We start from the raw sequence: 15,880 nt of genomic DNA, 5'->3' as shown, positions 1-15,880 counted from the left end.
AATGATGTCAAATTGCATAGATTTATGTAGCAGTCTTCATATATCCTCGATAATATGGTTCGAGAGTCTCTACCGGGGCACCGTAAATGTCCCGACTATGAAGGCAGAAGGACGGTTTATGGGATTTCTGCCAGCATAGGCGGAAATTCCATTTTTTGTACGATACCTTTAGGATCACATCAGAACAACAGATGATAGAAATTTTTAGTGTTTCTGCGAATCAATGGGGGATCATGCATAAAAGGAGTGCTGAAAAATGATGCAAATGGATGAAATGATTTTGGTTCTAGATTTTGGCAGCCAGTATAATCAGCTGATTACGAGGCGAATCCGGGAACTAGGGGTTTACAGTGAGCTTCATTCCCATAAAATGTCCGCTGAAGACATTCAAAAATTAAATCCAAACGGGATTATTTTATCGGGTGGGCCAAATAGTGTATATGCAGACAATAGTTTCCGCTGTGATGAAAACCTATTTGATCTGGATATCCCGATACTGGGGATTTGTTACGGAATGCAGCTGATGACCCATCACTTTGGCGGAAAGGTGGAACGGGCCAGCCAGCGAGAATATGGAAAAGCTGTGATTACCATTCAGGGGAACCCCGTGCTGTTTAACGGCCTTCCTGATGAACAGGTTGTCTGGATGAGCCACAGCGACAAGGTGGAAGAAGTGCCAGAAGGATTCCGGATTGATGCTACGAATCCATCCTGCCCCATTGCAGCGATCAGCCATGAGCAGAAAAAATTATTCGGGGTACAGTTCCACCCGGAAGTACGCCATTCCGAACATGGCAATGATCTTTTAAAAAAATTTGTATTTGATGTGTGCAAGTGTGAAGGAAACTGGACCATTGAAAACTTTATTGAAATGGAAATCGAAAAGATCCGTGAACAGGTAGGGGACAAAAAAGTGTTATGTGCCTTAAGCGGCGGTGTGGATTCGTCTGTGGTAGCCGCTTTGATTCATAAGGCGATTGGCGATCAGCTGACCTGTTTCTTTGTGGATCATGGGTTGCTGAGGAAAAATGAGGCGGAAAGTGTCATGAAAACGTTCCGTGACCGATTTCAGATGAATGTGATCAAAGTGGATGCTCAAGACCGATTCCTGAACAAACTCAAAGGGGTTACGGATCCTGAACAAAAACGGAAAATTATCGGAAATGAATTCATTTATGTGTTTAGGGATGAGGCAGAAAAGTTAAAGGAAATGGACTTTCTAGCCCAGGGAACCCTTTATACCGACATCATTGAAAGCGGAACGGATACGGCTCAAACAATTAAATCTCACCACAATGTGGGTGGTCTGCCGGAGGATATGGACTTTGAACTGATTGAGCCTTTAAATACATTGTTTAAAGATGAAGTTCGCCGTTTAGGCCTGGAACTCGGTGTTCCTGAGGAAATCGTCTGGCGCCAGCCATTCCCGGGCCCTGGACTGGCGATCCGTATTCTGGGTGAAGTAACCGAAGAAAAACTCGATATTTTGCGTGAATCTGATGCGATTTTACGTGAAGAAATCAAACATGCTGGATTGGACCGGGAAATCTGGCAATACTTTACCGTACTCCCGAACATTCGCAGCGTAGGAGTGATGGGAGATGCGCGGACCTATGACTATACCATCGGGATTCGTGCTGTTACTTCCGTTGATGGAATGACCTCGGACTGGGCAAGGATTCCATATGAGGTGCTGGAGCGTATTTCCACAAGAATTGTCAATGAAGTGGAACATGTCAATCGGATCGTCTACGATATCACAAGCAAGCCGCCGGCAACGATTGAATGGGAATGACGAACATTCAAATGAATTTCCGAAAAAACATTCGTATTTTAGTTGACAATGGTCGCCGAACCATGTAAGATAATCCTGTACGTGAATAATACAGCTAAATCAAGCAAAACCTATCACCGTCGTATAATTTTGGGGATATGGCCCAGAAGTTTCTACCAGATCACCGTAAATGATCTGACTACGGGGGTGAATTGCATAAATAGGGTCATGTTTACATGGGTATAAACGGCTTATTGTGCAATTTTCCTTCGTAAAAGACACTTCTGGTCATTTGACTGGAAGTGTCTTTTTTTATCATGATCGTTTGCGTTGCGGCTGGCTACCATAAAAAAGGAGGATTTTTAACCATGCGAAAGTTTTTCAAGTTTGATGAACTGGGTACGAATTATCGTACTGAGTTCATAGCAGGTCTAACCACGTTTTTATCCATGGCTTATATTTTGTTTGTAAACCCTACAATTTTAACTCTTGCAGATGTGGAACAGCTTCCGGAAGGTATGACACGGATGGATCAGGGTGCAGTGTTTACAGCTACTGCACTGGCGGCTGCAATTGGTACATTGATCATGGGGCTTTATGCAAAGTATCCAATTGCTCTGGCGCCCGGCATGGGACTGAACGCATTTTTTGCTTATTCGGTCGTGCTTGGCATGGGGATTCCGTGGCAAACAGCTCTGGCTGGCGTACTCGTTTCCGGATTGATTTTTATCGTGCTGACCATATCAGGTATTCGTGAGACGATTATTAACGCTATACCGGCTAACTTAAAATATGCGGTTGGAGCGGGGATTGGTCTGTTTATTGCTTTTATTGGCCTCCAGAATGCAGGGATTATTCAGGCTGATCCTGCAACACTGGTCAGTCTCGGTGACTTGAGCACTTCGACTACATTGCTTGCTATATTCGGTATTGTCGTGACGGTGATTTTGCTGGCTCTAGGTGTACGCGGCGGAATATTTTATGCGATGATTATAACGTCTATAGCTGGAATGATTGTCGGCTTAATCGATCCTCCGAAGGGGCTTCATGATGTGGTAGGATCTGTTCCAAGTCTTGCACCAACTTTTGGAGAAGCAATTGCGAATTTAGATCAAATCTTTACCCGGCAAATGTTGATTGTCATTTTAACCTTTCTGTTTGTGGACTTTTTTGATACGGCAGGTACTCTTGTGGCGGTAGCTTCACAGGCTGGATTTATCAAGAACAATAAACTGCCCCGTGCCGGACGTGCACTGTTCTCTGATTCAGCCGCTACGGTTGTAGGATCGGTATTAGGAACATCTACAACGACTTCATATATTGAATCCAGTGCAGGAGTCGGTGCAGGAGGCCGCTCTGGTTTTGCTTCTGTTGTAACAGCAGCATTCTTCCTGCTTGCCCTTTTCTTCTCGCCACTTCTGGGAGTGATTACTTCTGAGGTAACGGCACCAGCATTGATTATCGTAGGGGTATTAATGGCGGCTAACCTGAAGAATGTGGAATGGAATCAGTTTGAAGTTGCTGTGCCGGCATTCTTAACGGTCATTGCCATGCCGCTAAGTTATAGCATTGCAACTGGAATCGCGATTGGTTTTGTATTCTATCCGATAACGATGATTTTAAAGGGACGTGCTAAGGAAATACATCCAATAATGTACTTCCTGTTTTTAGTGTTTATTCTCTATTTTGCATACTTGCAGTAAGCGTCGACACGAATCGACAGGTGCCAGGCACCTGTCGATTTTCAATTTTTAAATAGTTGACCGATTATGCAAAACTTGATATATTTTAAAAGTCACTGTTTTGTGGGCCTGTAGCTCAGCTGGTCAGAGCGCACGCCTGATAAGCGTGAGGTCGGTGGTTCAAGTCCACTCAGGCCCATTTTATGATATGGATGGTTTTATGGGGCCTTAGCTCAGCTGGGAGAGCGCCTGCTTTGCACGCAGGAGGTCAGCGGTTCGATCCCGCCAGGCTCCATTTTTTTATGCTTTTTTAAACATCGTTGTGCAGACTATGGCATTGAAGCCAGTTCAATCGACAATATCTCTATTATCCGACAGGTGCCCGTTACCGTTTGGTTTATTTGATTTTGATGGGGACTTTTCGTTTATTGGATTCCTTTGTGATGAGCCGGTACAGATGAATGATGAGAAGACCGTTCTGGTAATCGGCGTGGTATTTATCACTTCTTACGGGAAAAGGCAGCTCTAATGTGCGATCAAAGGCTCCTTGAAGAATCTCTTCTTGAATGAGATGTCCGCCATAGTCCGGGTGAACGTTCATTTCTCCCCTGATTTGTATAGAGGCATAATCGATCAAGACATCAATTTTTTTTCCATCATCTATTCCCGGAATGTTGCATATACAGATGATTTCGTTGTCAGACTGGTACATGTTTACCTGGGGGATCGGTGGTTTTAAAATTCCTTCAAACTCATTCCAGAACTCCTCACCAAAAAATCTATCCATATTCTTTTTCCACTCTTGCATATTTTTAAAAGGATCCAAGATATTCATTCCTTTCTTACAATTTTTATTTTTGCTGATGAAAAAGTTGCGATATAGTATATGCAGGTGAAATATAATCGTGATATGTGCCCATTTTATTTGGTTCAGAGGGGGTCCTCATCATGCTTGAGAATGCTATGATTGTGCTGCTGATCATTTTTTGCGTCAATATCGTGTATGTATCCCTGTTGACGGTACGGATGATTTTTACTTTAAAAGGAAAACGTTATATTGCTGCAGCTGTCGGCACATTTGAGATCACTATCTATACTCTCGGCCTGGGTCTTGTTCTGGAAAATTTAAATCAATTACACAATTTAATTGCCTATGCCCTCGGTTTCGGCCTCGGGGTGATTTCCGGCATGAAAATAGAAGAAAAACTTGCCCTCGGCTATATTACCGTGAACGTCATCTCGAGCAATCCGGATATTGAATTTACCCGAAAACTGCGGGATCAGGGATATGGCGTCACCAGCTGGAATGCTTACGGTATGGAAGGGGACCGGCTGGCCATGCAAATCTTAACCCCAAGAAAATACGAGCTGAATCTTTATGAAACCATCAAGGATATTGATCCAAAGGCATTTATAATCGCTTATGAACCCCGCAATATTCACGGGGGCTTCTGGGTCAAACAGGTGAAACGGAAAAAAATTAAAAAGCATCTGGAGGAGTGATACATATGGGAAAGAAAAAGAAACTGACGTTCAAGGTACAGGATCATGAATCCATCGATCAATGTTTATCACGAATCCGGAAGGAGGGATATACGCCGGTTCGGCGCATCGAAAAACCGATTTTTAAAGAAGGAGAAAAAGGAATTGAACCAGCGGGAAGAGAAATAATATTTGAAGCGGTTTTGGCGGGGCCTGATATTTCGAAAACCTGAGTGGATGATGAAAGAAAAAAGCAGAGCTGCCAATTAAAGAATCAGACAGCACCTGCTTTTTTGAAAACTAATATTCCAGATTGTGGACGATGGAAATTTTTCTGTTAGGAATGTTCCTGGGACTTTTGAGAATCTTGCTTATTGAGACGTTGATTTCCCTGTCCATGGCTTTGTCCACTGGTGGTCATCTGATTTTCAAGAAGATAGGTCACCGGGCAAAAACGAACAATCCCTTCCCCAACTTTCATGGCGGAGAGGGTGATAATCGTCCAATTTCCCTGCTGCCATGGCCTTTTTTGTAGATTCAGCATTCCATAGCAAATACCCGTAAGACCGCACGTAATGCGAATGAGTGAGTTCACAACACCTATATTTTGCTTTACCAATTTTACCCTTCCCTTCACGTGTTTAATGTTTTAAAATTTTACATGTAAACATTTTTAAAATGGAGGATTCTGCAATGAGTGAACATCGATATAGATGGCGCAACAGGCAACTACGGGAACACATTGCTGTGGTGGACGGAAAGCTTCCACCGACCATTCTGTTGAAAAATGCCACCTATTTAAATGTATACCTAAAAAAATGGATGAGCAGCCATATCTGGATTTATGAAGACCGCATTGTCTATGTCGGGGGAAAACTACCAGAAAAAATAAATGAAACTGAGATCATCGACTGTTCAGGACAGTATCTCGTCCCGGGTTATATTGAACCCCATGCTCACCCATTTCAGTTATATAATCCCCATAGTCTGGCTCAATATGCATCACAGACAGGGACAACTGTGCTGGTAAATGATAATTTAATGCTTCTTTATTTATTGGATAAAAAGAAAGCGTTTTCTCTTCTTGATGACTTGAATGACCTGCCTGTTTCTTTATACTGGTGGGCCCGGTTTGATTCCCAGTCTTCCCTGCAGGATGATGAAGCATTTATCAAAAATGCCAATGTTTTGTCCTGGCTCAAACACGATGCAGTCATGCAGGGAGGGGAACTAACGTCATGGCCTGATGTATTAAGGGACGATGACCGGGTCCTTCACTGGATGCAGGAAACGAAGCGGATGCGCAAGCCAGTAGAAGGCCATTTTCCGGGTGCATCGGAAAATACCCTCACGAAAATGAAGCTACTTGGGGCAGACGGAGATCATGAATCTATCACAGGTGAAGAGGTTTATCGCCGGCTTGTGCTCGGTTATACCAGTGCTCTGAGACATTCTTCGATTCGTCCGGATCTGCCAAAATTATTGCAGGAATTGAAACCATATGATATACAGACGTATGATCGAATGATGTTTACAACGGACGGCTCAACGCCTTCCTTTTATGAAGATGGTATAATGAACATTTGTCTGGAAATAGCCCTGAAAGAGGGAATAGCGCCTGAAGAAGCCTACAGTATGGCCTCCTACAACGCTGCAAAATACTTTGGAATTGAACACAGGGTGGGAAGCATAGGACCGGGCAGGGTTGCCCATATCAATTTCCTGGCGGCCAAAGACGATCCTCATCCAGTTTCTGTACTGGCTAAAGGAAAATGGATGAAGAGAAAAGGGGAAGTTTTTGCGAACAATGTAACCTTTGACTGGTCGGAACACGGTCTTCAGCCCCTTAAGATTGACTGGGACCTAACGGAAGATGATCTCCAGTTTTCTTTGCCAGTTGGGCTGAATATGGTAAATGATGTTATCATGAAACCTTTTACTGTAAAAATGGAGCTGGCAGCCGAAGAAATAAGTGAAGATAAAAATGAAGCGTTTGTCATGCTGATGGACCGGGATGGTGAATGGCGAATTGCTACTGTGCTAAAAGGATTTACGAAGTCCCTCGGCGGACTGGTCAGTTCCTATTCCAACACCGGAGATTTCATTTTACTCGGCAGGCGTAAAAAAGATATACACTTGGCTTTCAACCGCATGAAAGAAATCGGTGGAGGGATTGTCCTGGCGAACCGTGGAAAAATATTGTTTGAGCTTCCTTTAAAGCTTTCAGGTATGATGTCAGATGCGGACATGGAAACACTGATCAGTCAGGAAAAACAGTTGACATCCATTATTAAAGAACATGGTTATACTTTTGGCGACCCGATATATACACTTTTGTTCTTATCATCTGTCCATCTGCCATATATCCGGATTACGCCAAAGGGAATTCTCGATGTCAAGAAAAAAGAGGTACTCTTCCCTTCGATTATGCGTTAAAATATTAATGTATTAAAAATTAAAGGTGTGATTATACTTGAAAAGTATACATCGAATGATCATGTTTGTGATCCTGGCACTTGTGCTTGCTGCATGTGCGGAGCAGGAAAGTTCCGGGGAGGAAACCGCAACGCCGGGAGATCATTCAGAAAACAAACAGGAAGGATCTGCCAAAAAGGAGCAGCCAGAATCTGAGTTTGTCTATCCGTTAACCGGTGAACCAGCCGATGAACCGGTCACAAACCGTATTGTAGCTGTCATGATCAATAACCTTGAACCGGCCAGACCCCAGTCTGGTTTACTGGAAGCTGATATCGTTTATGAATTTTTAGCAGAAGGTCCAATTACCCGGCTTTTAGCCTTATACCAGAGTGAACAGCCTGAAGTAGTAGGACCTGTAAGAAGTGCGAGGGAATATTATATTGAAACGGCAAAAGGCCATGGAGCCCTTTACGTATACCATGGCGCGGCTACTTTTTTGGAGGAAGAGCTTAAAAAGGGATGGGTGGATCATTTAAATGGGGCTTACTATGACAATGATGGTCACCTGTTCAAACGGGAAGATTTCAGAGTAGCGCCCCACAATTCTTATTTGCTTTTTGACAGTGTTTATGAAGTGGCTGAAAAAAAAGGATACGAAATTGAAAGGGAGCATGAACCCTATTCTTTCCTAACAGAGTCAGAAATCAGCGGGATATCCGGTGATTCCGCGAATACGGTCACGGTGACTTATAGTTCAAGACCCCTGGAGGAAGTCAGATTTGAGTATGATCCAGAAAGGGAAAAATATGTCCGTTATAACGATGGAGAAAAAACGATCGATCTTGAAACAAAAGAAGAGGTAACCGTTGACAATATTTTTATTATTGAGACCGGTCACCGGGTCATTGATGATGCATTAAGAAGAGCCATTGATCTCACCTCAGGCGGGAAAGGTTACCTGATTCATAGAGGTGTAGCCAGAGAAGTTGAATGGAAAAACACAGACGGACGCATGTTGCCTTATATCGATGACAGGCCGGCTGGATTTGTACCGGGCAAAACGTGGATTAATATTGTTCCAGACTCCCCTGGCATCACACAGTCTGTCCAAATAGAAGAATAACATAGACCCGGGTTCATGGCTGAACATTCTGCCGGAGTGATTCTAAAAAATAACGAATGGATGAGGAGAGTGGATGATGATGCAAATTGATAAGTTACGCGGGAAGGAATTGGATCAATTATTTAAAGCGATTTTGTCCTTGAAAGATGTGGAAGAGTGTTATCGTTTTTTTGACGACCTGACTACGGTGAACGAAATTCAGTCCCTGGCTCAGCGCCTTGAGGTAGCCCGGATGCTTCGAGAAGGATCCACTTATCATAAAATTGAAGACGAAACCGGCGCTTCCACAGCCACGATTTCCCGGGTAAAAAGATGCTTGAACTATGGAAATGATGCCTACGAAATGGTTCTCGACCGCATTTACCAAAACAAAAGATAAAAAATGTTGCCTGTCACTTGTCCAAAAATCTTTATGAAAAAGCCGCATTCTTTCAATGATGTCTGAAGGATTGCGGCTTCTTATTGCTTAGAAAATGAGAACAGTCAACAGATGTGGAAATGTATGGGTTCAAGTCAAGCGCCCAGCCCCGCACCATTTCAGCTCCCCTGAGGAGGCAGTCTCCCTGGGGAGCTTCCAGTGGCTTTCGGGAGTTAGCGAAGCGCTTTAGATATTTGTTGCCTCTGTTCGTTCGACAAGTGCCAGGCAGCCTTTAATATTTAGTTTTTTCTTTTAAGAAATTCTTTAATTCGGCAATAGGCATCCGTTTTTGTTCCATGGTGTCCCGGTCCCGGACGGTCACCTGCTGATCTTCTAAGGAATCAAAGTCATACGTAATACAGAAAGGGGTGCCGATTTCATCGTGGCGGCGATAACGTTTGCCGATGGAACCGGATTCATCATAATCGACATTGAACTCTTTTGACAGATCCGCAAATACTTCCTGTGCCTGTTCAGAAAGCTTTTTCGACAGCGGGAAGACCGCAGCTTGATAAGGCGCTACTGCCGGATGGAATCGCATGACTGTACGGGTGCTGCCATCTTCAAGCTTTTCTTCATCATAGGCATCCACAAGGAATGCAAGGGCCAGACGGTCGGCACCTAATGCCGGCTCAATCACGTATGGCACGTAGCGTTCGTTATTATTTTGCTGATCAATATATTCAAAATCTTCCCCGGAGTATTCGGCATGCCGCGAGAGATCATAATCCGTACGGGAGGCAATGCCCCACAGCTCACCCCAGCCGAATGGAAACTTGTATTCCAGGTCAGTAGTGAAATTGCTGTAGTGGGATAGTTCATCTTCCCCATGTTCCCTCCGCCTGATATTTTCATCCTTCAGTCCGAGGGATTTCAGCCAATTATGGCAAAAATCCAGCCAGTATTCAAACCATTCTTTTTCTGTACCTGGCCTGCAGAAAAATTCCATTTCCATTTGCTCAAATTCGCGGGTACGGAAAATGAAATTCCCCGGTGTAATTTCATTCCGGAAACTTTTTCCGATCTGAGCAATCCCGAACGGAAGTTTTTTTCGCATCGTGCGCTGTACGTTTTTGAAATTCACAAAAATTCCCTGTGCGGTTTCCGGGCGAAGATAAATTTCGCTTGATGAGTCTTCGGTAACCCCCTGATAGGTCTTAAACATTAAATTAAATTGACGGATTTCCGTAAAGTTGGAAGAACCACATTCCGGACAGGTAATGCCATGCTCTTGAATCATCTTTTCCATTTCTTCAAAAGGCAGTCCATCCACAACGACCTCATCGCCTTTTTCTGAAAGCTTTTCCTCAATTAATTTATCGGCGCGGTATCGGGACTTACAGTCTTTACAGTCTATCATCGGGTCGTTGAAGTTGCCCAGGTGTCCAGAGGCTTCCCATGTTTTCGGATTCATGAGAATGGCTGCATCCAGCCCCACATTATAAGGAGACTCCTGAACAAACTTTTTCCACCAGGCATTTTTCAGGTTTCTTTTCAGTTCAACGCCAAGGGGACCGTAATCCCATGTGTTGGCGAGACCGCCATAAATCTCGGACCCCTGAAAAATAAAACCTCTGTGTTTGCAATGGTTCACTAATTCATCCATGTTTTTAAGCATAGAAATCCTCCTTTTTCTTCGGTTTTATCCATTAAAAAACTCCCGTCGCTGGACAAATGCCCAGGGACGAGAGTCATCTCCCGCGGTTCCACCCTGATTGATGCCCGCCATCAAAAGGCTGAGCATCCTCTTTCACGAAAATACGCACTCAGGACTGCCTTTTCTCTAAATCGTTCTCCAGGCTCCCACCGTCCCTGGATCGCTGAAGGAAGAGGATTTAGATACTATTGATCCTTCATCGTACGAAGATTGGATATGAAGTTTTGATTATTTAATATTAGCACAGGAAATGGGGATAAACAAGGGCATAAAACGGGGCATGATTTAAAAATATCCCTTTCGATTGAACAGATGATTTTTGATATAATGGGATAGCGGAGAATCTAAATGGAGGCAAATATGATGTATGACATGAACAACTGGAAACATGTCTTTAAGCTGGATCCAGATAAAGATATATCAGATGACGATTTAGAGAAAATTTGTGAATCAGGAACGGATGCAGTTATCGTTGGCGGCACTGACCAGGTTACCCTGGAAAACGTACTCGATTTACTGTCCAGAATCAGGAGATATACTGTACCCTGTGTACTTGAAATATCCAATATGGAATCCATTACGCCAGGATTTGATTTTTATTTTATTCCTTCGGTGTTAAACAGCCGAGACCGCAAATGGATATCTGGTCTCCATCATGAAGCGATCAAAGAATATGGTGATGTCATGAACTGGGATGAAATCATAATGGAAGGATACTGCATTTTAAACCAGGAAGCAAAAGCGTTCCAGTATACAGCGGCAGAACTGCCTGAAAAAGAAGATGTCATCGCCTATGCCCGGATGGCCGAAAAAATGTTTCACTTTCCGATTTTTTATATGGAATATAGCGGAACCTACGGAGATCCGGAATTGGTTCAGGCTGTAAAAAACGTTCTGAAGGATACGCTTCTCGTTTATGGCGGCGGCATCCAGTCAGCGAAACAGGCTAAGGAAATGTCCCGTTATGCAGATATCATTGTGGTGGGAAATGCCATATATGAGGATATCCAGGGTGCGCTACAGACGGTACAGGCTGTCAAACAGGAGCAATAAAGGACGCAAGGAGGATGAACCTTGAGTATTTCAGCTGAACAAATCGTCAATGGTTTAAATCAACAGCAGAAGGAAGCGGTCAGACATACAGATGGGCCGCTATTAATTATGGCCGGGGCAGGAAGCGGAAAAACCAGGGTACTCACCCACCGCATCGCTTATCTATTACATGAAAAAGATGTAGCACCCCGCAATATTCTGGCCATTACCTTTACGAACAAAGCCGCAAGGGAAATGAAGGAACGGGTACATAAACTCGTCGGACATGAAGCAGAGGAAATCTGGATGTCCACCTTTCACTCATTATGTGTCCGAATTTTGCGCCGGGACATTGACCGGATCGGGATTGACCGGAATTTTTCGATTCTGGATGCTTCAGATCAGCTGTCGGTAGTCAAGCAAGTACTGAAAGACCTCAACCTCGATCCGAAAAAATGGGACCCCCGCGCCCTGCTGAGCCGGATTAGTTCGGCCAAAAATGAACTGAAAGATCCGGAACAATTTGCACAGGAAACAGGGGACTATTTTGATCAAATAGCCTTGAAGGTATATAAACAATATCAACAAACCCTTTTGAAAAATCAGTCTCTGGATTTTGATGATCTGATCATGCAGACGATTCAGCTGTTTAAAAGGGTCCCGGAAGTGCTGAGCTATTATCAGCGCCGCTTTCAATACATTCACGTAGATGAGTATCAGGATACGAACCACGCTCAGTACCAGCTGGTAAAAATGCTGGCCGAACGCTACCAGAACCTCTGTGTAGTGGGAGACTCCGATCAGTCCATTTACCGCTGGCGGGGTGCGGATATTCAAAATATTTTGTCCTTTGAGGAGGACTATCCCGATGCCAGGGTTATTTTGCTGGAGCAGAATTACCGTTCCACAAAAAAGATTCTCGAAGCGGCGAACCATGTCATTGAACGAAACACTTCCCGCAAGCCAAAAAAATTGTGGACATCGAATGAAGACGGGGAATGGATACAGTATTATCAGGCAACTACAGAAAATGATGAAGCGATGTATGTGGCCGATCAGATTGAAAAGCTGCGAAGGGAAAAAGGATGGTCTTACAGGGATATGGCTGTATTATATCGGACGAATGCTCAATCCCGTGCTATTGAGGAAGTATTTGTGAAAGCAGGCATCCCTTATCAGATGGTAGGCGGCACAAAGTTCTATGATCGAAAAGAAATTAAGGATTTACTGGCCTATTTGCGCCTGATTGCGAATCCGAATGATGATATTAGTTTTCAGCGGGTCGTGAATGTGCCAAAACGGGGCATAGGAAAAACGTCCATGGATAAGTTAAGCACATACGCCCAGAATCATGAGCTGTCCTTATTTGAGGCCGTTTCAGAAGCAGAACATATCGGCTTAAGCAAAAAGGCGGCGAATTCGCTGATGGATTTCCAGCAGATGATCAAAAACTGGAACCAGATGCAGGAATATTTATCCATTACAGAGATGGTGGAAGAAGTGCTGGAAAAAACGGGCTATGAAGAAATGCTGAAAAGGGAAAAAACACTGGAATCCGTAAGCCGCCTCGAAAACATCGAAGAATTTAAAACCGTAACGAACCGTTTTGAGGAAGAAAATGATGATAAGACGTTGATCGCCTTTTTAACAGATCTCGCCCTTATTTCCGATATTGATCAAATGGATGATGAAAACGATGATGACAAAGTCGTGATGATGACCCTTCATTCCGCAAAGGGGCTTGAATTTCCGGCCGTCTTTCTGATCGGAATGGAAGAAAATATTTTTCCTCACAGCCGGTCTTTGATGGATGATGATGAGATGGAAGAGGAGCGCAGGCTGGCTTATGTCGGCATTACCCGGGCAGAAAAGCTCCTCTATTTAACCCATGCCCAGATGCGCACCCTTTATGGAAGAACCAATACGAACCCACTCAGCCGGTTTATTGAAGAAATTCCGGAGGCTTTAATCGAAGGCAGGGAAAAGGATGCTTCTCCGTTTGGCAGTATCTCTTCCGATCCATTTGTCCGTACCCGTGAACAGCCATCTTTCCTGAAGGGGCCAAGACGGAAGTCAAGGCGAATGGAGCCAGCGGCAGGCGGTGAGTCCCTGAACTGGAAGCCTGGTGATAAAGTTGTGCATAAAAAATGGGGAGAAGGAACGGTTGTCAAAGTTCATGGACAGGGGGAAGAAATGGAACTGGATATCGCTTTTCCTGCCCCTGTCGGAATTAAACGATTACTCGCCACATTTGCTCCCATTACGAAAGCATAAGTGAGGTGACTGTGATGAATAAACAGGAAGCCGAGAAACGAATGGATGCGCTGAGGGAAGAGTTAGACCGGTACAATTATGAGTACCATGTGCTGGATCAGCCGACTGTTTCCGATGCTGAATATGACCGGAAAATGCGGGAGCTCATAGAACTGGAAGAAAAATTTCCGGAGCTGATCACGCCTGAATCCCCGTCCCAGCGTGTGGGCGGAGAGCCCCTTGATGCTTTTAAAAAGGTTCAGCATACGATCCCAATGCTTAGCCTTGGCAATGCTTTTGACGATCAAGAGCTTCGGGATTTTGACCGGCGTGTCCGGGATCTTGCCGGCGAAGACTACTCATATGTATGTGAATTGAAGATTGATGGTCTTGCGGTATCTCTTCGTTATGAAAATGGCGTTTTTGTCCAGGGAGCTACCCGCGGAGATGGAAAAACCGGTGAAGATATTACCCAGAATCTTAAAACAATCAAAAGTATCCCCCTGAAAATCTCTGAACAGGAAACGATCGAAGTACGCGGGGAAGCGTTTATGCCGAAGAAATCTTTTGTCGCTCTAAACGAAGCAAAGGAAGAGCGGGGTGAAAACCTGTTTGCCAATCCCCGTAACGCGGCAGCAGGTTCCCTCCGTCAGCTCGATCCGAAAATCGCAGCCAGCCGAAACCTGGATATTTTCGTGTACAGTGTCGGCCAGTGGGAAGCTGGAGATCTGTCAACCCATAGCGAACGGCTTGCATATTTAAAGAAACTCGGTTTTAAAACGAACCCGGAATGGCGGAAGTGCAGCAATATTGAAGAGGTCATTGAATACGTTAACAATTGGACGAAAAAGCGTGCGGACTTAAGCTATGAAATTGATGGAATTGTTATCAAAGTGGATGAGATCCATATTCAGGAGAAATTGGGGTTTACAGCTAAAAGCCCTCGCTGGGCCATCGCCTATAAATTTCCGGCTGAAGAAGCGGTTACAAAACTAAAAGATATTGAAGTAAGCGTTGGCCGCACAGGTGTGGTCACTCCAACAGCCGTGCTGGAGCCTGTACAGGTTGCAGGCACTACTGTCCAGCGGGCTTCTTTGCACAATGAAGATTTAATCCGGGAAAAGGACATTCGCATCGGCGATACCGTCGTAATTAAAAAAGCAGGGGACATCATTCCGGAAGTGGTTCGCGTGGTGAAAGAGCAGCGAACCGGTGATGAAGAAGCATATTCCATGCCCCGCCACTGTCCGGAATGCCATAGTGACCTCGTCCGGCTGGAAGAAGAGGTAGCCCTGCGCTGCTTCAATCCAAACTGTCCGGCCCAGCTCCGGGAAGGGCTGATTCACTTTGTTTCCCGGGATGCCATGAATATTGATGGTCTCGGGGAAAAGGTCATCACCCAGCTTTTTAAAGAAAATCTCGTCCAGAATATTGCTGATTTGTACAAACTCAAAAGGGAAGAACTGCTCAAGCTTGAACGGATGGGTGAGAAGTCTGTTCACAATTTACTCCAGGCCATTGAACAATCCAAAGCCAACTCCCTTGAACGGCTATTGTTCGGACTCGGCATCCGATATGTCGGAAGCAAAGCGGCACAGACGCTGGCAGAGCATTACCGGCACATGGACCACCTGATGAAGGCCAGCCGTGAAGAATTGATGGGGATCCAGGATATCGGTGAAAAAATGGCCGATTCCATCTACCGTTATTTTCAGGAACCCCATGTCCAGCAACTGATTCTAGAGCTAAAGGACCTCGGGCTGAATATGGAGTACAAAGGCTTAACGAGTGAAGAGATTGCCCAGGATTCGCCGTTTTCTGAAAAAACGATTGTCCTCACAGGCAAGCTCGAGCATTTTACCCGTTCAGAAGCGAAGAAAAAAATCGAAGCGCTGGGTGGAAAAGTGACAGGTAGTGTCAGTAAAAAAACAGACCTATTAATTGCCGGAAAAGACGCCGGGTCCAAACTGGATAAAGCGAAAGAATTAGGTGTGGAAATCTGGGACGAACAAAACTTGATCAAAGTGTTAGGAGAATAGGG

General features: G+C 44.5%; 13 protein-coding genes, 2 tRNA genes and 2 riboswitches. Of the genes, 12 read left to right on the top strand and 3 right to left on the bottom strand.

Annotated elements, in window-relative coordinates:
* The first annotated feature begins 16 nt into the window (after positions 1-16).
* Positions 17-118, top strand: a riboswitch (purine riboswitch).
* Between the two features lie 138 nt (positions 119-256).
* The 4 genes from guaA (at position 257) to EDD68_RS12320 (ending at position 3,751) form a co-directional block, all read left to right on the top strand.
* Positions 257-1,795, top strand: a complete 1,539-nt coding sequence (guaA, locus tag EDD68_RS12335; protein WP_132372595.1) for a glutamine-hydrolyzing GMP synthase — start codon at positions 257-259, stop codon at positions 1,793-1,795.
* 99 nt (positions 1,796-1,894) lie between these two features.
* Positions 1,895-1,996, top strand: a riboswitch (purine riboswitch).
* Between the two features lie 146 nt (positions 1,997-2,142).
* Positions 2,143-3,477, top strand: a complete 1,335-nt coding sequence (locus tag EDD68_RS12330; RefSeq protein WP_132372594.1) for an NCS2 family permease — start codon at positions 2,143-2,145, stop codon at positions 3,475-3,477.
* 104 nt (positions 3,478-3,581) lie between these two features.
* Positions 3,582-3,655 (top strand) — tRNA-Ile (locus tag EDD68_RS12325).
* 23 nt (positions 3,656-3,678) lie between these two features.
* Positions 3,679-3,751: transfer RNA gene (locus tag EDD68_RS12320), tRNA-Ala, on the top strand.
* Positions 3,752-3,853: 102 nt separating this feature from the next.
* On the opposite strand, the gene EDD68_RS12315 is transcribed toward EDD68_RS12320, so the two are convergent.
* Positions 3,854-4,243, bottom strand: a complete 390-nt coding sequence (locus tag EDD68_RS12315) for an Hsp20/alpha crystallin family protein (RefSeq protein ID WP_243646864.1) — start codon at positions 4,241-4,243, stop codon at positions 3,854-3,856.
* A gap of 161 nt (positions 4,244-4,404) precedes the next feature.
* Here EDD68_RS12315 and EDD68_RS12310 point away from each other — a divergent pair, with 161 nt between their 5' ends.
* Both EDD68_RS12310 and EDD68_RS12305 read left to right on the top strand, forming a co-directional pair.
* Positions 4,405-4,959: a DUF2179 domain-containing protein gene (locus EDD68_RS12310; protein ID WP_132372592.1), complete on the top strand. Its 555-nt coding sequence runs from the start codon at positions 4,405-4,407 to the stop codon at positions 4,957-4,959.
* Between the two features lie 5 nt (positions 4,960-4,964).
* On the top strand, positions 4,965-5,171 hold the full coding sequence (locus EDD68_RS12305; protein WP_132372591.1) for an NETI motif-containing protein: 207 nt from the start codon (positions 4,965-4,967) through the stop codon (positions 5,169-5,171).
* Between the two features lie 104 nt (positions 5,172-5,275).
* Here the strand turns inward: EDD68_RS12305 and EDD68_RS12300 are convergent, their stop codons facing one another.
* Positions 5,276-5,557, bottom strand: a complete 282-nt coding sequence (locus tag EDD68_RS12300) for a YgaP family membrane protein (protein WP_132372590.1) — start codon at positions 5,555-5,557, stop codon at positions 5,276-5,278.
* A gap of 74 nt (positions 5,558-5,631) precedes the next feature.
* Here EDD68_RS12300 and EDD68_RS12295 point away from each other — a divergent pair, with 74 nt between their 5' ends.
* From EDD68_RS12295 to EDD68_RS12285, 3 genes are all read left to right on the top strand, one after another.
* Positions 5,632-7,374 carry an adenine deaminase C-terminal domain-containing protein gene (locus EDD68_RS12295; protein ID WP_132372589.1) on the top strand — a complete coding sequence of 581 codons (1,743 nt, stop codon included), beginning with the start codon at positions 5,632-5,634 and terminating at the stop codon, positions 7,372-7,374.
* A gap of 37 nt (positions 7,375-7,411) precedes the next feature.
* The gene (locus EDD68_RS12290) at positions 7,412-8,479 is read left to right on the top strand and encodes a DUF3048 domain-containing protein (protein ID WP_243646863.1); all 1,068 of its coding nucleotides are present in this window, start codon (positions 7,412-7,414) and stop codon (positions 8,477-8,479) included.
* Between the two features lie 79 nt (positions 8,480-8,558).
* The gene (locus tag EDD68_RS12285; protein WP_132372617.1) at positions 8,559-8,858 is read left to right on the top strand and encodes a YerC/YecD family TrpR-related protein; all 300 of its coding nucleotides are present in this window, start codon (positions 8,559-8,561) and stop codon (positions 8,856-8,858) included.
* 271 nt (positions 8,859-9,129) lie between these two features.
* Here EDD68_RS12285 and EDD68_RS12280 read toward each other — a convergent pair whose 3' ends face one another.
* The gene (locus EDD68_RS12280; protein ID WP_132372588.1) at positions 9,130-10,515 is read right to left on the bottom strand and encodes a glycine--tRNA ligase; all 1,386 of its coding nucleotides are present in this window, start codon (positions 10,513-10,515) and stop codon (positions 9,130-9,132) included.
* A gap of 402 nt (positions 10,516-10,917) precedes the next feature.
* Between EDD68_RS12280 and pcrB the strand changes: the two genes are divergently transcribed.
* Genes pcrB through ligA form a run of 3 tightly spaced genes read left to right on the top strand, consistent with a single transcriptional unit; the run spans position 10,918 to position 15,878 of the window.
* Positions 10,918-11,607, top strand: a complete 690-nt coding sequence (gene pcrB, locus EDD68_RS12275) for a heptaprenylglyceryl phosphate synthase (RefSeq protein ID WP_132372587.1) — start codon at positions 10,918-10,920, stop codon at positions 11,605-11,607.
* Positions 11,608-11,628: 21 nt separating this feature from the next.
* A complete protein-coding gene (pcrA, locus tag EDD68_RS12270; RefSeq protein WP_132372586.1) occupies positions 11,629-13,860 on the top strand; it encodes a DNA helicase PcrA in 2,232 nt (743 codons plus the stop codon).
* A gap of 14 nt (positions 13,861-13,874) precedes the next feature.
* Positions 13,875-15,878: an NAD-dependent DNA ligase LigA gene (gene ligA / locus EDD68_RS12265; RefSeq protein ID WP_132372585.1), complete on the top strand. Its 2,004-nt coding sequence runs from the start codon at positions 13,875-13,877 to the stop codon at positions 15,876-15,878.
* Positions 15,879-15,880 lie beyond the last annotated feature (2 nt).

It is taken from the genome of Melghiribacillus thermohalophilus (genome assembly GCF_004342905.1).
GTDB lineage: Bacteria > Bacillota > Bacilli > Bacillales > Alkalibacillaceae > Melghiribacillus > Melghiribacillus thermohalophilus.
This window is presented reverse-complemented; position numbering and strand designations above follow the sequence as displayed.